14 protein-coding genes and 2 pseudogenes are annotated in these 22,636 nt (G+C 39.3%); 9 read left to right on the forward strand and 7 right to left on the reverse strand.

Going from position 1 to position 22,636, the window contains the following annotated elements; genetic code table 11:
* Window positions 1-6 precede the first annotated feature (6 nt).
* Window positions 7-807, forward strand: a complete 801-nt coding sequence (locus V7K48_RS20675) for a PIG-L deacetylase family protein (protein WP_335075082.1) — start codon at window positions 7-9, stop codon at window positions 805-807.
* 306 nt (window positions 808-1,113) lie between these two features.
* On the opposite strand, the gene hpnI is transcribed toward V7K48_RS20675, so the two are convergent.
* From hpnI to V7K48_RS20695, 4 genes and pseudogenes are all read right to left on the reverse strand, one after another.
* Entirely contained in the window at window positions 1,114-2,322 is a 1,209-nt protein-coding gene (hpnI, locus tag V7K48_RS20680; RefSeq protein WP_335075083.1) for a bacteriohopanetetrol glucosamine biosynthesis glycosyltransferase HpnI, read from the reverse strand.
* Window positions 2,323-2,598: 276 nt separating this feature from the next.
* Window positions 2,599-2,847 (reverse strand): annotated as a pseudogene (locus V7K48_RS20685) (BamA/TamA family outer membrane protein); the annotation flags it as partial.
* A gap of 4 nt (window positions 2,848-2,851) precedes the next feature.
* A complete protein-coding gene (gene hpnJ / locus V7K48_RS20690) occupies window positions 2,852-4,288 on the reverse strand; it encodes a hopanoid biosynthesis associated radical SAM protein HpnJ (RefSeq protein WP_335075084.1) in 1,437 nt (478 codons plus the stop codon).
* Between the two features lie 145 nt (window positions 4,289-4,433).
* Window positions 4,434-6,518 (reverse strand): BamA/TamA family outer membrane protein, encoded by a 2,085-nt coding sequence (locus tag V7K48_RS20695; protein ID WP_335075085.1) that lies wholly within the window; start codon window positions 6,516-6,518, stop codon window positions 4,434-4,436.
* Window positions 6,519-7,082: 564 nt separating this feature from the next.
* Here V7K48_RS20695 and V7K48_RS20700 point away from each other — a divergent pair.
* Complete coding sequence (locus tag V7K48_RS20700; protein ID WP_335075086.1) at window positions 7,083-7,991, forward strand: class I SAM-dependent methyltransferase; 909 nt, start codon at window positions 7,083-7,085, stop codon at window positions 7,989-7,991.
* 218 nt (window positions 7,992-8,209) lie between these two features.
* On the forward strand, window positions 8,210-9,271 hold the full coding sequence (locus V7K48_RS20705) for a YncE family protein (RefSeq protein WP_335075087.1): 1,062 nt from the start codon (window positions 8,210-8,212) through the stop codon (window positions 9,269-9,271).
* A 208-nt stretch (window positions 9,272-9,479) separates the two neighbouring features.
* Here V7K48_RS20705 and V7K48_RS20710 read toward each other — a convergent pair whose 3' ends face one another.
* The 3 genes from V7K48_RS20710 to V7K48_RS20720 all read right to left on the reverse strand — a co-directional run bounded on the left by V7K48_RS20710 (window position 9,480) and on the right by V7K48_RS20720 (window position 13,994).
* On the reverse strand, window positions 9,480-11,381 hold the full coding sequence (locus tag V7K48_RS20710; protein ID WP_335075088.1) for an alkaline phosphatase family protein: 1,902 nt from the start codon (window positions 11,379-11,381) through the stop codon (window positions 9,480-9,482).
* A gap of 1,921 nt (window positions 11,382-13,302) precedes the next feature.
* Window positions 13,303-13,563, reverse strand: coding sequence for a hypothetical protein (locus tag V7K48_RS20715; protein WP_335075089.1), 261 nt, complete (start codon window positions 13,561-13,563; stop codon window positions 13,303-13,305).
* A gap of 170 nt (window positions 13,564-13,733) precedes the next feature.
* On the reverse strand, window positions 13,734-13,994 hold the full coding sequence (locus tag V7K48_RS20720; RefSeq protein WP_335075090.1) for an ABC transporter permease: 261 nt from the start codon (window positions 13,992-13,994) through the stop codon (window positions 13,734-13,736).
* Between the two features lie 691 nt (window positions 13,995-14,685).
* On the opposite strand from V7K48_RS20720, the gene V7K48_RS20725 reads away from it, so the two are divergent.
* The 6 genes and pseudogenes from V7K48_RS20725 (at window position 14,686) to V7K48_RS20750 (ending at window position 22,582) form a co-directional block, all read left to right on the forward strand.
* Window positions 14,686-14,829 carry a hypothetical protein gene (locus V7K48_RS20725; protein WP_335075091.1) on the forward strand — a complete coding sequence of 48 codons (144 nt, stop codon included), beginning with the start codon at window positions 14,686-14,688 and terminating at the stop codon, window positions 14,827-14,829.
* A 543-nt stretch (window positions 14,830-15,372) separates the two neighbouring features.
* A pseudogene (locus tag V7K48_RS20730) lies at window positions 15,373-15,543 on the forward strand (transposase); the annotation flags it as partial.
* A 34-nt stretch (window positions 15,544-15,577) separates the two neighbouring features.
* Complete coding sequence (locus V7K48_RS20735; RefSeq protein WP_335075092.1) at window positions 15,578-17,128, forward strand: protein kinase domain-containing protein; 1,551 nt, start codon at window positions 15,578-15,580, stop codon at window positions 17,126-17,128.
* 339 nt (window positions 17,129-17,467) lie between these two features.
* Entirely contained in the window at window positions 17,468-18,670 is a 1,203-nt protein-coding gene (locus V7K48_RS20740) for a hypothetical protein (protein WP_335075093.1), read from the forward strand.
* A gap of 546 nt (window positions 18,671-19,216) precedes the next feature.
* Window positions 19,217-21,235, forward strand: a complete 2,019-nt coding sequence (locus tag V7K48_RS20745; RefSeq protein ID WP_335075094.1) for an ATP-binding protein — start codon at window positions 19,217-19,219, stop codon at window positions 21,233-21,235.
* Window positions 21,236-21,469: 234 nt separating this feature from the next.
* Window positions 21,470-22,582 carry a hypothetical protein gene (locus V7K48_RS20750; protein WP_335075095.1) on the forward strand — a complete coding sequence of 371 codons (1,113 nt, stop codon included), beginning with the start codon at window positions 21,470-21,472 and terminating at the stop codon, window positions 22,580-22,582.
* The last annotated feature ends 54 nt before the right edge of the window (window positions 22,583-22,636 follow it).

Here is a 22,636-nt window from a genome sequence, read left to right on the forward strand (position 1 = left end):
AATGCTATGCAAATTATCATGTATCTGACAAAAGTTTTTTATAAAGTGGGTGATATTCCTATATTTAATCCTCTTTATATTCATGCTTACATTATTCATCAATGGCTATTAAACTTTAGAAGCCAGCCTTTATCAGTTAATCAAAAATCAGCAATAATATTCTCCCCCCATCAAGATGATGAAACTTTAGGTTGTGGTGGTTTAATTGCTCTTAAACGTGAAATGGGAATTCCAATTAAAGTTATCTTTTTAACCGATGGGCAAAAATCGCATACAGCAACTCCTTGGATTAAACCACCAGAGAATCTTATTCAAGTTCGTAAACAAGAAGCAACAACAGCTTTACATATTTTAGGGGTAGAAGTATCAGATATTCACTTTTTTAACCTGACAGATTCTACTTTAAGCCATCTAACTAGTGAGAAATATGAAAATACTATTAAGTCTATTGTTGAACTAATACAAACTTTTAAACCAGGGGAAATTTATGTTCCTCATCGAAAAGATAATCATCCAGACCACGAATGTACTTATAAATTTGTTAAAGCCGCAATTGAACAATCACAAATAGAGTTGGAAATACTGCAATATCCCATTTGGATATTTTGGTTATCGCCATTATTTATCAAATTAAGATTTTCTGATTTAACTGGTGCTTATCGATTATGTATTAATTCTGTCTTAGAAGAAAAAAAGCGAGCAATTACAGTTTATAAATCTCAAGCTCCAATTCTTCCACCTCGGTTTCTCAAAAGTTTTTTGCTGAATCATCACGAAATTTTCTTTAAAGTTCAATCGAAAATATAAGTTAGTAACTTAAATTTAATTTTAAATCTATTTTGAACTTCATGAAGGTCTGTCAAGTCTTTTTATGTCCTTAATTATGCCTGGCTAACGCTCTTTTATTACTCTCATCCTAAAATATTTAAAACCTTGTTTTTCCGTACTTGGTTCCAAAGAAGGATTTTTTGGCTTTGCTGAACAAGTGAGGCTTTGACAAAGATCAAGATCAGCATCTTATTTTTATCTCCTCAGAGATATGAAAGAGCGCTAAACAATGATTAAAATTGATTACTGTTGAAATAATTAACGATAGATGATGTTGATTTAGAACTATTTAAACTCAAACTGTTCTGTTAAATCTTTTATTTGAGGTATAATTTTACCGTCTTTAGTTAACTTAAATTGCAACCCCCGCCACTCAATTGTAGTGCCAAAAAGACAATAGCACCAGATTGAAAAACTTATCAAGTCTCGGAAAATTACAAGCCAAAAATATTTTTTAGCGCTCGCATCTTGAAGATATTTGACACCAACAATCCAGCCCATTATTAAACGTAATATCCAGGTAATAGCTAGCCCAAACCAACACAAAATAGACCCTTTTATAGTCACCATTAGTATTAAGCTAGTGATATTCCCATAAGTAAGAACTAGTCCCAAATAACCCCAAGGACGAGAAACTCGAATACCACGCAACCAGCGAACCTGATGCTGAATAGAATCAATCAAGGTGTTAGCAAATAACACGTGTTCTACTATATAGTCAGAAAGCATGACCTTGTAACCCACTTTGGCAGTTAGATAGCCAAGTTGAAAATCGTCTGCGAGATAATCGGCGATCGCTTCAAATCCCCCGATTGCTTTTAGCACTTCTTGACGAATTACAATCGTTGAACCGAGTGCGAACTTCATACCCTCTAACTGTTTGCTGGTAATAGCACCTGCATGAAAATCACAAGCAGTCCCAACCGCTTCTAACTTTTCTACCCATCCCGGTGCTACAGAACGATATAAACAGGTGACAACACCAACATTCTTATTATGTAACGGTTGAACAACTCGCTGCAAGTAGTCTTCCCCAACTCGGATATCGCTATCAGCAATAACTAGGATTTCGTATTTGGCGAAAGATAAAGCATTTGCCAGATTACTCACCTTTAGGTTTGTACCAATAATGCGATCGCAGACTATCAACTGAATATTCAGTTTCGGGAAGTCTCGGATAATTTGTTTGACCACATCTATTCCAGGGTCTTGCGGGCTGCGGACGCTGAAGATAATCTGGTAAGTTGAATATTCCTGTCGACAAAATGTTGCCAAATTTTCGTAGATATCTCTGTCCAGTCCGCAAATTGGCTTCAGGATAGTAATGGGTGGATAAAAATTGGGAGCATATATATGGGATTCTCCGAAGGTGACAACTGCTGAATAGATTGAGTAACAATAAAATAGGATAGCTGACAAGCAAAGAATTACTATTAAAACGTCAATAACTTTCAGGTTGATATTTGCCAAAAAAGCAGATGCATAAATTTCCATTGACTTAAAGCATTAATCTCCCGATTCTGTCGATAAATATTGATTACAGACCATTAGTATCTACTTTTACTAAAGTAAGTTGAACGTCTGTAATTATATGATGTATTTCGGGGTTTGCGATCTGAATTTAAAGATAAAAAGTTAAGAACTCGGAAAGAATTGGCTTTTTGAGAAGAAATGACATTATTTTCCGATTATTCCAGAAAGTTTAAAAATCAAAATTAGAAACCAGGACAGTCAGCAATTATTTGCTATTTATCACCGACTGCTAATAACTTAAAACCTTTTACCAATACCAAAATTGATGCGATTGTCACCATCGCCATTGATGCCGTAATCAATGCGAATTGGTCCCAGTGGCGATTGTACGCGCACACCAAGACCATAACCGTAGCCAGTACCGTTTTTGTTCAGCACCTTTGCTGATTTGGTATTACTTCCCAGATCGCTGCCGATATCAAAAAATAGTGCGCCACTGACGACTGAGAAAACTGGGAAGCGATACTCGGCAGATGCTTGTATATAACGATTATGCTTTTACAGTTGCTTGAGTGCGGCGATCTTTCAAGTAAGAGAAAAATTCCCGCCCTTCACGTAGGCGGCGAACTAACATTTGGGGATCGGTGAGCATTTCAGTGACAATTGGGATAATCGCTCTGGGACGGAAGTAGAACTTCCGATACATCTTCTCAACAGCGTCTTCAATCTCAGCACTAGAAAGATTTGGATATTGCAGTGTAGACATTTGAATTCCAGAACTAGCAACTAAGGAATTGTTGCTAAACCAATTATTTTCTTGTGCTTGACGATAAAGTTCTGTTCCGGGATAGGGGGCTGCGATGGAAACCTGAATTGTATGAGGACTAATATCGCAAGCAAAGCGGACTGTTTCTTCAATTGTTTGTTGACTTTCATCGGGTAAACCAATGATAAATGTGCCGTGTACGGTAATACCAAGTTTATGACAATTTTCCATAAACTTCCGTGCTACTTCTAGCTTGATTCCTTTCTTAATCCCATCTAAAATCTGTTGATTGCCAGATTCAAATCCTACTAAAAGTAGGCGTAAGCCATTATCGCGTAGTTGTTTAAGGGTGTCATAGTCAAGATTGGCACGGGCGTTGCAACTCCAAGTCAGTTTGAGTCGCTGCATGTGTTCGCTAATTGCGATCGCTCGATGTTTGTCAATCGTAAAGGTGTCGTCATCAAACATATATTCTCGCACCTTATCGCCGAAAAGCGCTTTAGCTTCTTCCATCTCGCGCCCAACGGCTTCCGGGCTTTTAGTGCGGTATAAGTGTCCGCCAATTGTTTGTGGCCAAAGGCAGAAGCTACATTTTGCCGGACAGCCCCGCCCAGTATAAAAAGAAATGTATGGATGCAGTAAGTAGCCAATAAAGTATTTGGTAATATCCAAATCGCGATGATAAATCGGCAATACGCTGGGCATAGAATCCCAATCGTGAATCAAGGGGCGGTCTTTATTATGATGGATATTACCCTGGCGATCGCGGTAACTTAGACCTGTAATTTCTTCCCAAGATTTACCTTCGGCTATTTCTTTGCAGGTATAGTCGAATTCGTGACGACACACAAAGTCAATGATTGGGTTTTCAACTAACGTCTGCTCTGGTAGTACTGCTACGTGCGCTCCAATCAAGCCAATTTTTACATCAGGGTTTTGAGCTTTGATTGTCTCGGCGCACTTCACATCATTAACCAGCGAAGGCGTGCTGGTGTGCATGATAATTAGCTCATGATCCTGAGCAATTTCGATTACATCTTCTACTGTTTGATCGTGTGGTGGTGCATCGATCAGCTTGCTACCAGGCACAAGGGCTGCCGGTTGCGCCAGCCATGTAGGATACCAGAAGGAAGTAATCTCACGCTTGGCTTGGTATCGTGAACCGGCTCCACCATCAAATCCATTAAAGGAAGGAGGACTGAGAAACAAAGTTTTTTTCACAAGTATATTTCCTCAATATATAATTCTACGCACAGTCTACGAGACGCTGTGCGAATACGTTATCAGTGTAATTCTAATTAGCTTACCGTAGTATTTCAAAAGTTTGTCAGCGATTATTTGCTATTTATCGCTGACTGCTAATAACTTAAAACCTTTCGCCAATACCAAAATTGATGCGGTTGTCACCGTCGCCATTGATGCCGTAGTCAATGCGAATTAGCCCTAGTGGCAATTGTACGCGCACACCAAGACCATAACCGTAGCCAGTACCGTTTTTATTCAGCACCTCAGCTGATCTGGTACTACTTCCCAGATCGCTGCCGATATCAAAAAATAGTGCGCCACTGACGACTGAGAAAACTGGGAAGCGATACTCGGCAGATGCTTGTATATAACTACGTCCACTACCTAATCCTCCTTCTTGATAACCCCGGACGGAGTTACTACCACCAAGGGTAAAGGCTTCGTAAGGAGGCAAGTCACCAAGGATAGTTCCACCCTGCAAGTTAAATGCTAAAGTTTGTGGGCCTTTAGTAAGACTAATAAAGTTGACAGGGAAATATTGGCTATAGTTACCTCGCAACCTGGTGAGAAAAATATTCCCTAGTCCGACTGGTACTGACTGATCGACTCCGAAACGGAGATAAGAACCGCTAGTTGGTTGTAAAGGGTTATTACGGCGATCGCTTTGTACCCCTAATTGCATAAGTAGCAAATCGTCTTCACCTTGTCCAGATGCACTAAGTGGAACCAGTTCCGTGGGCGCACCATTCTTGAACACCGTTCCTTCTTTTCTGATGTTGCCATTGGCATCACGGATGGAAACTCGTTGATACTGCAAACCTGCTGAAGCTGTCCATTCAGAATTTTTGTAGGGATTATTGCTCAGGGGACGGGTAAAGGTGACACCGCCACCTAGACGAAGGACACGGGGGCGATCGCCATTCTCTTTCCCTGCTTCAAAGGTCTTAATATCATTATTTTTGCCATCAAAAATCAACGAAATCGAGCTACGGCGAAAAAGATTAGTTGTGTAAGAAGTCCGGTAGGGATCTCCCGTAATCCAGGGATCTGTAAATCGCAGGTCAAACAGTAAATCCCTCTGTCCCACCTGCACTTCCGCACCCAATTTTTGGTTTCTTCCGTTTAGGTTTTGCTGTTGATAGCTAACAGTGCCAAACAGTCCACTAGCAGAACTAATGCCACCCCCAACTGCAACCGAACCGCCACTGCGTTCGGCCACATTCACTACTACATCTACTTTGCTGGGGTCAGTGCTAGGGTTAAGGGAGACATTTACATCTTCAAATAGTCCCAGTCCATATACCCGTTGCAAGTCTTTTTGCAGGATATTACGGTTGAATACCTGTCCCGGTTTCAACTCCAACTCTCGTGTAATAATATACTGTTGTGTCCGACCTGGAATTGGTTGTCCCTTTTCGTCTGTTTCCTGACCTTCTTTATTGCGGAACCGGACTCTAATATTCTCCACCACCCCTTCTGCTACTTGCAGGATGACAACTCCATTTTCGGAAACTTGGGGTGTTCCAATCACGTTTGCTAGCACGTAACCTTGGTCTTGATACCGCTTAGTTAATAGCTTGATACTCTCCTGTAACTCACGCAAATTCAAGATTCTGCCATACTGCTCACGAAAGACTTCATCCGCAGTATTAGCAGGTAGTACAGAAGGAACACCTGTACTAGGATTGGCTTGTAGTTTTACCTTAGTCAGAACAGGGTTAGGCTGCACTACAAAGCTTACTTTTACTCCCAAAGGAGTGTCTTCTGGCACTACTTGAACATTGGAGAAGAAGCCAGTAGCAAATATAGCGTTTATATCTTCTTGCAATTGGGAGCGAGTTGTGGTTCGTCCTGGTTGGGTACGAATTACTTTGTAAACTTGGTTTTCTAGTTCTAGTAAGATTTGCCCTACCTGATATCTAACTGCTACTTCCGATATCAACACACGGGCTTCAGTTGCTTCTGGGGCTTTGTTGGTTTGCGTATTTCCCGGAGTTATGGGAAATACAGGTATTGCCACAGGTGCGTTGGCATTCTTTTGACTAAGAGTGGTGTCAGAGTCTTTTTCCGACTGCTGATTAATTTTTGGTGTAAAAACCTTTGTTGTCTGTTTTAAACTGTCAGCAGTTTGTGCATTTGCATTCTTGCATTCGCTTAAAGGAACTGCAATTGCTACTACTGCTACCAATACGGGGAATAGACGCATTTTACTTTACATTCCTCATAGTTACCACACGCAGGACTCCACAGGAGCCACTTAGCGATCGCCTCCTGCGGGGCGTAGCCCATCGCAAAGTAATCATGCTGTTATGCAAAGCAACTGACCACCAAAGCCAAAAATATTGATGAAAGCTATAGCTATAGCCGGATTAGTTGAAGTATTCATGCTGTACATTTATCTGAAATATAGGTTTGTGATTATAAGCAGCAAAGGTCAAGAACTTGGAAACATTCAGATGAATAACTTAATTTGTTTATGGCTTTATTGCTAAAGTAAGCGCAGCATAGTTTTTTAATTAAATTGAAGCAAATCTTTCCGAGTTCTTGACTTTTGTTTTTTATAATTCAATCCAACAACCTTCCTAATCCAAGTTGTTTATCTCTAATTGAAGGAATAAATATAATGAAAAAATATCCAAAAAAATTACTATTAATAGTAATTACTATAGCTAGACAAAAAGTGTAATTTTTAATATTATTTAGAATCTTATAATTTTACATGTGCAATCTTTTTAAAGTTTAGTCAAAATCAAAAACAATACTTTATTCGATGATGAATCTTGCTGAAACTGCCTATCTAGTGGCAATGTATCGTGCATTGGAAAGCGAACGTGTAGATGCATTATTTAAAGATCCATTAGCGCGTGTATTAGCTGGTGGAAAAGGTGAAATGCTTGTTGAGGTTATAGGGGAAAAAGACAAAATTACAAATGCGATCGCCATCCGCACCTATATTCTTGATAACTTGATTTTACAGTTAGTTAATTCAAAAAAGATTGATACTGTAATCAATCTTGCTGCGGGGTTAGATACTCGACCCTATCGATTACCTTTTTGTGCATCGCTTCGTTGGATTGAAGTTGACCTACCGGAAATCATTGCTTATAAAGAACAATTACTTAAAGACCAGCAACCTTTGTGTTGGCTTGAGCGTGTCAAACTCGATATTAGCAACCTTGCATTGAGAAAGACTTTTTTTTCAAAGATTAATCTTGCAACAAGACAGACGCTAGTGATTACAGAAGGGTTGCTATCATATCTACATGAAACCCAAGTAGCATTACTTGCAACCGATATTTATGAGCAATCTAATTTGAATTGGTGGCTATTTGAATTGGAATCATCATTAGCGTTAAAAGATTATGATAAAGTTTACGCTCGAAAACTTTTCGACCAATATTTTGCGAATGGAAATAAAACCTTGTTATTTGCTCCTGAGCAAGGCGCAGAATTTTTTCAACAGTATAATTGGAAAGTTGCAAAATCTATATGTGCATGGAAAGAGTTACACCGACTAAAGCGAGGGAAAAAATTTATCTGGTTACTAGAAATAATTATGAAATTGTTTGCTAATGAATATTGGGAAAAAATTCAGCAGCAAGGTAGTATTGTATTGCTTGAGAGAAGCCCCGCCGGAAGCGATCTAGTAAAAATAAAGGAGGTTGTTGAAAAGAGATGATTCAAGAACTTCGTATTTAGTTCTTAGTTTTTGACCAATATTCCCTATTTCCTCACATCCCAGAGATCCTTATACCTTATGCATTGATTTGCTGAAAACAAGCGTGCCATTCGATTTATCCCCCTCATTTTTAGTAGCTAACTTTGGGGCACTGCTCCCAATACAATCGAAGTCTGGTAAGATCCGAAAAATAATTGTAAAAGGAAAGGGATATATTTTTGAACACTATAATTTCTCGTAGGATTGGCACAGCTATTGCCTCTTTGTTCATCTCTGGCTTAAGCTTTTGCTTTCAAAACGTAGTAATTAGTGGTACATTATCAAGTCACAACTACCACATAATTAAAAAAATACCTTTAGGTGGAGAAGGACGATGGGATTACCTGACATTAGATAGTTCAGCCCGTCGCCTATACATTACGCGCTCCACAAGGGTAACAGTATTAAATGTTGACACGGGGTTGGTTGTGGGCGAAATTCCTCATACTGCTGGAGTACATGGGGTTGCCATTGCCTCAGAATTAAGTCGTGGCTTTATTAGTAATGGTAAAACGGCAACAGCTACTGTTTTCGATTTAAAGACGCTACAAGTTATAGGAGAAGTTAAAACTGGTTCTGACCCAGATGCAATTGTCTATGAGCCTATGTCCAAGAAAGTCTTCACTTTTAACGGCTTGAGCAACTCAGCAACTGTTTTTGATGCCAAAACTAGTAAAGTCCTGGGGACAATCGCTTTAGGTGGCAGACCAGAATTTGCTGCCGCCGATGACTTAGGGCAGATTTTCGTGAATTTAGAGGACAAAAACGAAGTCGTTGCAATCAATGCTAATAATCTCCGAGTTAAGGGACATTGGGCGCTCAAACCTTGCTCAGAACCAACTGGTATCGCAATAGATAGACAGCATCAACGTTTGTTCATCGGTTGCGGAAACCAACTGATGAGTGTAGTGGATGCAAATACAGGAAGTATTAAAGCTACACTACCAATTGGCAAGAGGACAGATGCGATTGCTTATGACCCATTGACTAGATTAGCTTTCAGTTCAAACGGTGAAGGTTCACTGACAGTGGTACATGAAGACTCTGCCGATAAATTTAGTATTGTGAATAACGTTGTAACCCAGTCAGGAGCGCGGACAATGGCATTAGATTTGAAGACCCATAAGTTATATTTGGACACAGCCAAATTTCAAGCCAAGTCTACCCCCGTCGCAGGGAAGGTGCGATCTCGACCAAGTATTATCCCTGGTACTTTTGTGATTCTGGTTTTAGGAGATTGACCAAAACAACTGTCAGGGGAGCAATTCGCAGCCAAGCAAACTTTGCATGGTGGTCAGCATTTGTGCAGGGGAGCAGAGGAGAGACTTATATAAGTCCTTTCCCCTCTGCCAGCCTCCACCCAGCAATTTTGGGTTGGTGAACTATTAGGTTAATATTCTCGTTTAAAGTCCTCCCCAGACCCTATCAATTTCTTCATTTAGTGGTTTTTTATTCCTTGTACTCCCTGCGCTCTTTATCTATTCGGTATTTTTCTATTTGAAAGTCCCTACAGTCCAGTGGTAATGTCTGGGTTCTATCAATCTGAACACCTTGCAGTCGTTGAGGATTTAAACCTAGAACCTGTAATGTCGTTGGAGCAATTTGGGTAGTAGAAACGATTCGACTGATAGTTTTACCTTGCAGATTATGGGAAAATCCAGTGCTACCTACAATCAGGGCTACGTGGGTATCAGCATCAGTAAATCCACCATGCTCTGCACGCTTCTTGATAGCGTTACCAAAGAAGTAGCCAGTTTTGAGTGGAACAATAATGTCAGGGGTGCGCTCGCTTGTCCTTGGATCTCCCAATCCGGCATTGATTATGCTCTGACCATACAATACCTTTCCCTGAGCAGCAGCATCCTCAGTTGAAAACGCCACCCCAGTATTTGGATCAATCGTATTATCAAATGAGTAATTTTTGGACTTCAGCAGGGCTAATGCTTTTCGGACATCAGATGGATTTTTCAAGAAGATCAGTGAGGAAGTATCCTGACCTCGCTCAGAAGCAATCTGGATGCCGTTTCTTACTAAGAGAGCGCCAACAGCAGTCAGGTTTCCATCGCCACCAGCAACACCAGTAACACTATCAAATGTACTGCTCAAACCAACAGTCGGATCTTGGACAGGATTTTGCCCGTGTTTGGCAGTCAAAATCACCAAAGTTGAACTGTCTAATCCTTTCTTTTTCAGCTCATCCAAAATCAGACCGATGCTGGCATCAGTGTGGGCTACTGCACTTACGAGGTCAGGACGGGCATTTCCATTAGAGTCAATCCCGCCACCATTAAATTGAGAGGCAGTCTCTTTCTCGCCTACGCTTACAGCTTGGAAATTCAAGCCAAAAATTGCCGGAGTGCCTACTTTTTTAGTGCCGGAATCGTTTAATCCATCAATCTCATTTAATATCTGTTTAACCTTGAGATCGTCGTAGGCTGAGGTTGTAGCTACACTCGTAAACTGGCTAGCTCTAAAACCAGCAGGTGGAGCCTTAAACAGAGCCGGATTACCCTTTGTCGCGTCATTAAAGAAAGTAGACGTGATTTTAGAGTTGGTGTTGGAGTAAGGAGTACCTGTTGATTGATCAACCAAAGCTCCAAGGGTGCTTGGGAGAAGTCCTGGCTTAGTTGGATCAATTGCCACTGCGGCGTTAATTTCTAGTGAAGAGTAATCGCTAATGCTGCCGACCCGACCCGTTGCCAAATTAAACTTCGTTGGGTCTTGTGTATTTCCAGCGAGAATGGTGTAAGCTGCGGGATGCTTGTCAGACCAAGCGGTACGTAGTCCAGCCCCGCTAGCTACGTCAAAAATGGTATTTACTTTCAGGTACTGGTTGGGGTAAACAGGGTTGCCATTGCGATCAACAGGCAATTGGGTTTTATCAAATCCCTGACCGCCATCTAAGGTGCCACCCTTACCATTAGCCCAAGATGCATCAACGTTTTCAGCAAATTCTACGACAGTACCTGGTTTGGCGGTGCCTGCGATGATTTGGGCAGCAGTAGTACCTGGGGCATACAAGGCGCGACTGTAGGATTTATCATACAATACACCTGTCGTACCGGGGTTAGCACCAGTGATATAGTTTAGCTCCCCAGGGAAGGAATCTGATGGTGCAGAAGTGAAAGCATTAGTGTATGTCACACCTTTTCTCTGCAACCGCTTGATGTTTTTCAAAGAAGATTGCAGATTAGCAACTGATAGATCAGAGTTGTGCAATCCATCAATCGAAATAATTAGAACATGACTAAATCGGGCAGTTGTATTTCCGATACTGATTGCTTGGACACCAGGAATAAGGGTGTTGCTAACAATCGCTGTCGTCAACACCCCAAAAAGTGTTTTCTTCATTGTGTGTAACTAAATTGGAAAAATGGCTTATAATTTCAACAATTTGTAAAAATCCGGAATTCAAGGGCTACTTCTTTTGGCAATGGCTCTCGCCCAGCATTTATTAAAGACTCCCAGAATCACCCATTGAGAGCATTGAAGAGATAGAAGTAAAATACATTCACAGGTATTGATTACAAATATACACGGGAGGAAATGCTCGTAGTGGATATTACGTGATTTTGCTGATTATTAGGAAGCACAAATTTGATTAAATCAATAACAATGCAAGCAACGCAAGTATATTGAATATTGCTTCACCAAATCTTTATAATCACTTGTGATATAGCAAAAATAAATTCAGAACGATTTTATGCTGTTTGAGCAATCATCCAGATTATTAATAATTGTTAATTCCCATTTTTACAAGGCTTGCAGAGTTAGGTAATTTCAAATTTAGATAATAATTTTCTGCCTAGTTTTTTAAAGTATTAGCAAAGTTAAGGATTTCTTAATGTTTAAATAATGTGATAATGCAGCCAAAAATGGCGTTGTTGCACGAATAGGAGAGTGAAAAATTTTGAGGGAAATGGGGTAGATAAGTCAATACCGTTCGGTTAAAGAATTTCTTGGTTGAGCCAGGCTGGAGGGCAGGGGAAAAAGAGAAACTGGAGAACAAGAGAAGCTGAGGAATATAATATGGCATAGTTTTTGCACACTGGAGTAAGTATCATCGTCATGAAAGAATGTATGCAAGAAAAGCCAAGACCAAGTAACAAGAGTTTGCACGCACTAGATTACTTAAACCTATTTCATGGTGATTATGTGACTGTCCCAGGTATTAAAGTTTTTACAGCAAATAGCGGTGCGTAGGCAAAGCCCGTCGCAGACATCGCAGCAGCGAAAAGTAAAGGCAAACTTCTGGTGAGGTAGAAGTGTGTAGATGTGCATCGGCTTTTGATATTCTGGCATCTCTGCACCAGTTAAGACCATACACTACCTTAACTTTATTGGTAAAGCAGGTACTAGGAATACAAATTTATGAAGCGATCGCTTTATGCTGTAGAGTTTGGCTTGGAAAGTGCGATCGCATCCTTAAAAACAAGTCAAGCTGTAATACTTGTTTGTTATAAAGTTATGGTGCGCTGACTCCTATTACTGCATTATCAATTAAACTCTTTCTCGTGGTTGCTCTTGCTCTCTATAGCTTCTCTGGTTAATCTGGAGTCTCATCCGATTGTATAAATCAACTTGAGAATCGGAATGGCTAATGCAAGCGACTAAAGCATAACGTTGCATTTCGATTTCATCTGGATTTAGGCGTTATTTCTACTTGTCCCCTTTGCACTGTTCCTTTTTTGCAAAGAGTGAGATAACTGTCGGATTAGAAAAGATAATGCTCCACAGAATTTTGCAATTCTCAGACAGATTGCAGTCAATCTTTTAAGTAAAGAGAAGCGTGTCAAACATGGAATAAAAAATAAACAGTTTCTTGTGGGTTGGATAAGAATTATTGAACACAACTTTTAGATTGGCTTAAACTAATATATCAAAATTTTAATTAAATATTTTACGTGAAAAATCCACTTATTGTCTTAGAGGTATTTGCTTAAATATACCCAATTAATGATTTTTTTAGTATTAATAAATAGTTATTAAAATGGATACAAGCATATTGTATGCTAAGAGCAGAATCAATTTTTAAAACTTATTATTACAATTACCTGTGTCATTTTAAAACCTTGCTTGGTTTTTATTAGGAAATAAGATGCGTTTGCCCTGGTGAATGGGCGGTAATTCTAAAACTTGCTGACACTCATTAGTGGAAAATATGATCGCCTCCTTAATTCAAAAAGTAGCGGGTTATTACTGCTTAGAATTTACAATAACTTGAATTTGCCCATCTCACGGCAAATTACATAATCCAAAGTGAGAGTGATGATTAAGATAATAATGCAGTGTAATATAAAAAACTGCGAGCCGATTCAATAAAAGCAAAAGGAGGATTGAGGTAAAGCCAGGGTAAAATATTTTTCGGAATAATTGCATCTGGATAATAAATCGGCATTGTCCAACTCCACAAAGGTAGTAAAAACTGTAAAATTTGCTTGATATCAAGAAAGAGAGTTTGGAGATTAGCTAATGCCAATCTTATTCCGAATGCTAGTCCTTGGAAAAGTAACACTAGGATGGATAAAAACAAAACTTCCCCCCCCCTATATGCTCACCGAATATAATATTTATAGGTAGAATTAAACCCAAGTAAATATAGAGCAGAAATAAAGAAGTTAGAGCTACTTTAGCCACAATAATCTCCGCAGGAATGGCTAAACGCTTCAAATAGATAGAATTTTGCATAAAAGCACTACTACCTTAAGAAATTGTTTCGACAAAGGTACGCCAAGGTAAAATTCCAGTCGTGATGTATAAAGCATAGGAATTTCCTCGTACTCCTTTGGAAAATAGTAAAGAGAAAACCACTGTATAAATCAGAATTTCGCACAGAGGATTAATCAAATTCCAAAGTATACCCATGCTTGTACCAGCATAACGGTAACGCAGTTCATACCAAGCGTTGTACTGGATATAGCGTCGATATTTATAAAGATTGCTTAACAATCTAAAGTTTGTCATGTTTTAATTTCAAGATCCTAATTTAGCTACTCCAAAATCCAAAAATAAATTGGGTGCAGCTCTTCTAGGAAGACGATATATTACAAACGTATTATGTGCTTATAACCCTTCTATATATAGATTTACGTTTTCTTGCTTAAATAGGTAGAATTAAGCGATCACAGAAACATGAAACGCAAAAACCCCATCTCAGTATGTAATACGATCATACAAAAAAGATATGATTTCGTTTTTGAAATTTGAGCGAACCTATTTTTAGAACGCCTAAAACTCACAATCCCTTCCCTGTTTAAATTTCAGGCTTTATACCTAAATAAAATTTGTCTTTTCAAAAGAGCCGCACCCAAATAAATTACATCAAAACTGTCAACTTACACATCTGAGTGCCATTCGGACATCTCGTGTATTCAATTTTCATTTGACAGTCAGAGGATGTAACCGCATCACCTCCTGCACTTCTACCGTATCTCCTGAAGGCGTATACACGAACCCGCCAGACATTGCAAGTGCAATCCTATACTTCGTCGCCGACTCAAACCAAGCGCTCACATCTAAGGTGAGGTTACTGTATTCTTGCCTTTAGCCCCACTCCGGCAACTATTGATAAACAACTCAGTGGGGTTATCGCACCATCCCTCATGAATTGCTTCCTTCACTGAGGCGATCGCTTGTCGGATGACGGTAGAAAGAAGTGTTGGTTAAAGATGCAGGCGATCGCTATGCCAAGACTTCAATTGGCCATTTCTGGCTAAAAATGAAACAATATCAAGGATTTAAGACATGGATAGTAGATTTGCATCGGGTTAATAGCGATCGCAATTACCTGACTGCATGAAGGTTTGGATTGTAAAAACAATCTAACAACTCCTCTACCTTACTTTGTACTCTGTTTGCTACAAACACAAATAAAATCTTAAAACTATTACTGAATTATTTATGAATTGCTTCTCGACCTGGAGAACCTTGAGCAATTATAGTAGTCTTCAGACTATAAATGTTAATTAATCAGCGATTTTTTTATTCAAAAATTTAGTCCAAATTTAGTCCAAATGTCGAACCATGAATTTTAAAATTACCTTGAGACAAGGGCTTGAGGCGAAAAATTATCGGTCTGCAAAACCTCCACCCCCGGTTCAAATCCGGGTGCCGCCTTTCCAATGTACAAATGGGTTATGAATAATACCTTTCGATAGGTAGTACAAGTGGTGCTACGCCCTGAACAGACCAAAGGTTTTTTGCTTAGGACTTACGCACCAGTTACGGAATAACGAACCGCAGAGGCGCAGAGAAGCCAGTGCGTTGTGCGGGTTCCCCGACTTAAAGCAACTGGCGCGACACGGAGAAATCAGAGTTTCAGAGATATTTTGCGTAAGTCCTATTGCTCAAGAAACGTTGGATTGTGGAACGAACCTTTGGTTGGCTCAACTGGTGTCGGCAATTGAGTAAAGACTATGAGCAACTCCCTGAAACGGCAGAGACGAGATTAAGAATAGCAAAAAACTGTGAGTTTAGAGAGCGGTTGCTAGTTAGGTCAAGTATGGCAAAATGAAAATGTCATCTCTCTTTATTTATGGTTAAATCCAATGCTTGCCAGTCATATTCTCCGCAATCGCTATAAAATAATCAAGCAATTGGGAAGCGGTAGCTTCGGAATTACCTATTTAGCTGAAGATTTAGATTTACCTGACCATCCTCTGTGTGTTGTCAAAAATCTTCGGCAAAGGCAAAGCCAAGAAGAGTTACAAATCTTTATTAATTTTTTTAACAAGGAAGCGAAAGCTTTATATCGCTTAGGTCGTGAGTACAGTCAAATTCCACAACTTTTTGCCCACTTTGAAGAAGGGGGTGAATTTTATCTAGTACAAGAATATATTGATGGACATGATTTGAGTCATGAAATTTTCTCTGGTAATAAATTAAGTGAAGCTAAGGTAATACAGCTTTTAAAAGAAATCTTAGAAGTATTAACAATTATTCATAATCAAAATATCATTCATCGAGACATAAAAGCACAAAATCTAATGCGCCGTAATAGTGACGGCAAAATAGTATTAATAGACTTTGGATCTGTCAAGGAAATTAGTAAATTAACAGTCAATTCTCAAGAAGTAACCAACGTCTCTGTTGTTATTGGCACTTCTGGCTATATGCCTAACGAACAGTTAAATGGGTATCCCAAGTTATCCAGCGATGTTTATGCAGTGGGAATGTTGGGAATTTATGCTTTAACTGGGATTAGACCCCAAGAACTACCGAAAAATCCAGAGAGTTTTGAAGTAATTTGGCAAGATCAAGCTTCGGTTAGCCCCTTTTTAGCAAATGTGTTAGATAAAATGGTACGTTCTAACTTTAAGGAACGCTATCAAACAGCAGGTGAGGCGTTGCAAGCCTTAATAGCATCATCTGAATCCATACAGCTAACACCACCGCCTTCATCAATTTCACCATCATCACATTTTTTCGTAGCAAACCAGAGACTTTTGATTGGCACCGGAGTCTTAGTGAGTCTACTTTTTGGGATAGGATTATTATTTATAAATTTTTCAAGACAACCCACAACTAATGTGACGCGTATTCCAAATTCAGGAGAACCTACACCTAATTCGGAACAACCCACACTCGTTCCAAAACAACCATTACCTAATGCGGGACAACTTACACCCCAGCCAGGGTTGACAACGCCAGAAATACCAGGTATAAAACAACCTATAACTGATGCAGAAACATGCCCAAAACCTGTACCTCTAGCCCCAAATACTCCACCCAAATTGGTAGATCCGAAAAATCATTCTTATAAATATTATGGAGAACTAAAAAATGGATACCCCAACGGTTGTGGAACTTACATTTTTGCAAATGGTAATAAATATGAAGGAAAATTCAAAGAAGGTAAATATCATGGTAGGGGAACCTTCATATTTAAAAATGGAAATCGCTATGTAGGTCAGTTCAATAATAATTATTACGAAGGTATAGGCAAATTAATTTACAAAAATGGTTGTCAATATATAGGTAAATTCAAGCAGAGTAGATTTGATGGTCAAGGAATCTGCATATCTCAGAATGGCATTCATGAAAGTGGAATTTGGCGTCAGGGGAAATTGGAAGGAAAAAATCAGACTTGCTGCAATTAGTGTGTGGCTTCAGAAGTCGATTTGATAGTTAATTCCCACTAATTACTTATTATAAAATACGAGCAAAGTTGATGTTATTTTTAACTTTTTATTCTGCCTAGTAGCGTGGGCAATGCCCAGCCTAATTAAAATTTTTCATAAGCTAGGATTTTTATATTTTTGAATAAGTTTGTTATAATATCGATTTAAAGATTTGTAAATTTACTTAATTATGAGCATATAGAACTACTGCCATTTGCGTTCTAGCGCCCTATGGTGTCTTGCTTCTGCCTTCAATTAATAATCGAGAATGAGCATATTACATTTTCACTAGGTGTTGATATTTTAGAGGAGTGGACAATGAATCAAAAACCATTTATCAAACTGATATTGCTAGTTTCTAAAGCTTATTTAGTTGCTATTAGCAGCTTCGTTATTGCTTTAGAACCATATTTACAGGTGTCTTTAGCCCAACCTCAGCCAGACGTACCACCAACATCAAAACCAACCCCAACTACCCCACCAGATACAACCCCAACTACCCCACCAGATACAACCCCAACTACCCCACCAGATACAACCCCAACTACCCCACCAGATACAACCCCAACTACCCCACCAGATATAACTCCAACTACCCCACCAGATACAACCCCAACTACCCCACCAGATATAACTCCAACTACCCCACCAGATATAACTCCAACTACTCCACCAGATATAACCCCAACTACCCCATCAGATATAACTCCAACTACTCCACCAGATATAACTCCAACACCAGCACCAGTTATCCCACGAAATACAACACCAACACTAACACCAGCACCAGTTATCCCAAGAAATACAACACCAACACCAACACCAGTTATCCCACGAAATACAACACCAACACTAACACCAACACCAGTTATCCCACGAAACACAACACCAATACCGACACCAGTTATCCCGCGAAATACAACACCAACACTAACACCAGTTATCCCCCAAAATACAACACCAACACTAACACCAGTTATCCCCCAAAATACAACACCAACACTAACACCAGTTATCCCCCAAAATACAACACCAACACTAACACCAGTTATCCCGCAAAATACAACACCAGCACCAGTTATCCCGCGAAATACAACACCAAATGAGAGAATGCGTACTCGTAACTATATTGGGATCGGTGGTAATTTTGGATTGAGTGGAGATAGTGCTTTAGGTGAAACAGCTTTTACTGTCTTTAGTAAAATTGGTTTAACAAATAACTTCTCTTTTCGTCCAGCTGCTGTAATTAATGACAAAGCTGTATTTCTTATACCTATAACAATTGACTTTCCAGTGGTGGGAACAATCACAGATTTAGGAGAATCCCAAATAATTGCAGTTCCTTATATAGGAGGGGGAGCAGCAATTTCCACAAGTGAAGATAGTTCCGTAGGATTTCTTCTTACAGGTGGTGTAGATGTGCGTGTATCACCTGAATTTACCGCAACTGCTGGAGTAAATGTTGGCTTTCTCGATCAAACTGATGTTGGGCTACTGTTAGGAATTGGTTATAACTTTTAAAACTTAGAGTTGATTTATAAAGTAAACATTAAACCTGTGCAGGTTAGCTTCCACTGCATGTAATCCAACATTTGATTGTGTTAGGTTCCTAGAGCTATGATTTTATCAAATCCCAAACATGAAGATAGAATAATTGGAAAGAGTGAAAATTAATTTTAAGTAATTGAGTTAAAATTAACTAGAAATAAAGCATAAATTTTTTAGTAATTAATACTACAATGATGCCAAGCTTTGACTATAATGCCATAGTTATATAAAAGCTTTTAAAATTTTTTAGAAGAGGTTAAAAAAAGTTTTTGTACTCAACTATATATGGAATATTTAGTAACTAAATCCCATCAAAATAATAATCATAGACTAAAGTCGAATAAGCCAGGAATGTATTTTCTCTTATGCTTATCTTTAGAGCGTAGGATAAGAATCCATCAACATTAGTGATTTGTGCAATTAATTTTACACTTACGTAGAGATGTTACATGTGGCGTTCTCTACAACCGCTTCTAATTTTATTGGTAGTATTTTTTTATACTTAAATGGTAGATAACGATGAGCGCAACGACTACCACCAATCAGAACGTTGATAATCATGCGTATATGACGGTAGCTTTAAGCCAGCTTAGGGAGACTTTGGTGAAGCACGCTGATCCAAGTTTGCTGGAGGGAAATACCACACATGAGAAAAGTCCGATCGCTTCACATTTAATAGATTCAATTACATCCCCTGAACCTTCTGCGTTAGATAAACTCTGCGTCACTTTTGGTTTAAGTAATTTTGAACGGAATTTACTGCTGTTATGTGCTGGTGTAGAACTTGATGCCAGTTTTCCAATACTTTGCGCTGCTGCTTGTGGAAATGTACAGCGTACTTATCCCACTTTTGGTTTGGCAATGACTGTGTTAGAAGGTATACACTGGGATGCCTTGACTCCCGCAGGTGCGCTACGCAGGTGGAAATTAATTGAAGTGGGTTCTGGAAGTGAGTTGATGAGTAGTCCTTTGCGGATTGATGAGCGTATACTGCATTATTTAATGGGTGTACAGTATTTAGATGACCGTTTGTTGGGGATAGTCGAACCTGTAACAGTGATTCCAGATTTAGTACCCTCTCATACACAAATCTCAGAAAAAATGGTAGCTGCTTGGTGGGTGGAGATTCATGATTTTCTCAAGCTGCCAATATTACAGTTATGTGGAAATGAGGTAGCTAGTAAACGTCCAATTGCGGCTCTAGCTTGTCACTATTTGGAATTAAACTTATACGCAATTGCTGCTCATGCTTTGCCAACAACTCCCAGTGATATCAAGCAATTTAAGCTACTTTGGGAGCGGGAAGTGGCACTAGCTAATTGCGCGTTGTTAATTGACTGCGATGATTTAGAAGGTGCAGATACAGGAAAAGAAGGAACGATTACCTATTTATGCGAATGGATGCGTTCTCCGGTACTTATTACTACTACTGAACGCAAGCGATCGCGATTAAGGCCATTACTAGTTTTTGATATTGAACGTCCGACAACAAAGGAACAGTACACTATCTGGGAGCAAGCATTAGATGATACATCTGAATTGATTAATGTTCAAGTAGATAATTTAGTATCTCAATTCAATCTCAGTGTTCCGGTGATTCAAGCAGCTTGTTCTCAAGCTAGCGTTCAGTGGCGTCAGCAGGAGTCAGAAGTTACAGAAATTATCGAAACTCCAACAGATTTTAACTATCTTCTTTGGAATACTTGCCGCGCGCAAGCTCGTCCGAAATTAGATGATTTAGCACAGCGAATTGATTGTGCAGCAAACTGGGAGGATTTGGTATTGCCAGAATCTCAGATACAAGTTCTTAGAGATGTTGCTATGCAGGTTAAGCAACGAGCAAAAGTATATGATCGCTGGGGTTTTGGAGGCAAAAGCAAGCGAGGATTGGGAATAAGCGCTTTGTTTGCTGGTGTCAGTGGTACAGGTAAAACAATGGCAGCAGAAGTCCTCGCGCTGGAATTGCAATTAGATTTATACCGGATTGATTTAAGTGCAGTAGTTAGTAAGTATATTGGGGAGACAGAGAAAAATCTTGGTAGAGTATTTGATGCGGCAGAGTTGGGAGGTGTAGTATTACTATTTGATGAAGCTGATGCTTTATTTGGTAAACGCAGTGAAGTTAAAGATTCCCACGATCGCCACGCCAATGTCGAGGTAAGCTATTTATTACAGCGTATGGAAAGTTATCGTGGACTTTCTGTATTAACAACTAATTTAAAAAGTTCATTAGACCAAGCATTTCTGCGTCGGATTCGCTTTATTACCCAGTTTCCCTTTCCAGATTCAACTCAAAGGGCAGAGATTTGGCGGCGAATTTTTCCCAAGTCTACACCAACAGAAGGTTTAGATTATCAAAAGTTAGGACAGTTGAATGTTGCAGGAGGTAATATTCGCAGCATTGCATTGAATGCTGCATTTTTAGCAGCAGATGCTAACGATGCAGTAACAATGTATTATATGTTGCAAGCAGCGAAGAGCGAGTATATCAAATTAGAGCGATCGCTCACAGACACCGAGGTTAAAGGATGGGTTTGATATTTCCCTTTTTTAACTGTAAATATAAAAGACTAGGCCAAAGTCTAAATTTTCGCATAATTTTCAATAAATCAATTGAGCTATAATTTGTTGGATTGTTAATACGGTTTGCGTAAAAATGGAATTTAATGCTAGAGAAAATTAGATGGAAAAAATCAGACTTGCTACAAATAGATTGAAAGCTTGCAGATACTTAGGTTGAGGATTAGGTTGAATTCGGGGTTTTTACGTATTATGTCATTATATAGTGAACAACGTAAGTACAGCAAAAATCAACAGAAACAAACATTGGCTTTCTCAGATAATTTAGAAGAAAGCATGTTTCAGCCACAACCTTTTTTAGTACAGTCAAAAAGCGATCGCCTACACCAACCTAAGCAAGATGATTTAGAGACATCCTTGATGCAGGCTGAACGTTACGGTCATAACCTCAGTAAAATTAATTCAGCAAGTATTCCCGATACTCAAATAGTACAGCCAAAATTGAGAATGGGAAATTTGCCTGGGAGTATGCCCAAACTAGACGTTAATTCCCCAAAAATCCAGTCAGTAAATACTCTAAATACTGGTGAAGTTATCCAAACAGCAAGAACTAGAAAGCCGCAAACTAGAAAGTCGCGAACTAGAACTCCTCAAAGGATAACTCAAAGTGGACGCATCAGCAAAACACCTAGAAAAAAGCGAACTACAACTACTGATGATGAGGCTGCAAAGAATAAATTAGGCCATGTACCTGGTACTTTTTTGCTACCAGAAAAGCCTAAAGACTACGTTGGTACTTATGAAGGGCAGCGTGAAAAATATAAAAAAACACCAAGTGGTAATAAGGTCGAAGCAGACCATATGACACCGGATAGCTTGCACCAACCCCTTGGGCAAAAACGGAAAACATCTGACGGTACAGCATTGTCGAAACGCTTGCCAGCAGCGCAATTACCTTATGAGTTGCATCGACGCAAGAACACTACAGGTTCTGGCAAGGAAGTTGAACATCAACGAGCATATCTCTTGCACGCTCATCATGGTCAAGTGCCTTTTGCTGGACCTATGGGTACACCTAAAGAACACTATGCAGCAGCGATGGAAATTGATTTGCGTAATACTTTTGACGACCGGACAGTATTTGGTAAACCTAACAGCCTTGACCCCAGAACGTTTCCACCAACTCACAAGCAAGGCATGGCGATACCATTTGAAGACATGGCTTGGTCAGCAGATAGAATAAAGGAAATGTTACATGAATCTAATCGCCAAGAACGTATTAGTTCTGAGGGTAAAACACATTTGTACTCAGTAGTTGAAGAACAATTAGGGGCACTTAAAGGGCAATACCCAAAACCTAAGTAATTATTTATCGACCATTAAAGGCTGTATTTTTAGCAGCCGATGGCGACGACGCAG

The sequence above is a fragment of the Nostoc sp. genome (assembly GCF_036919615.1).
Lineage (GTDB): Bacteria > Cyanobacteriota > Cyanobacteriia > Cyanobacteriales > Nostocaceae > Nostoc.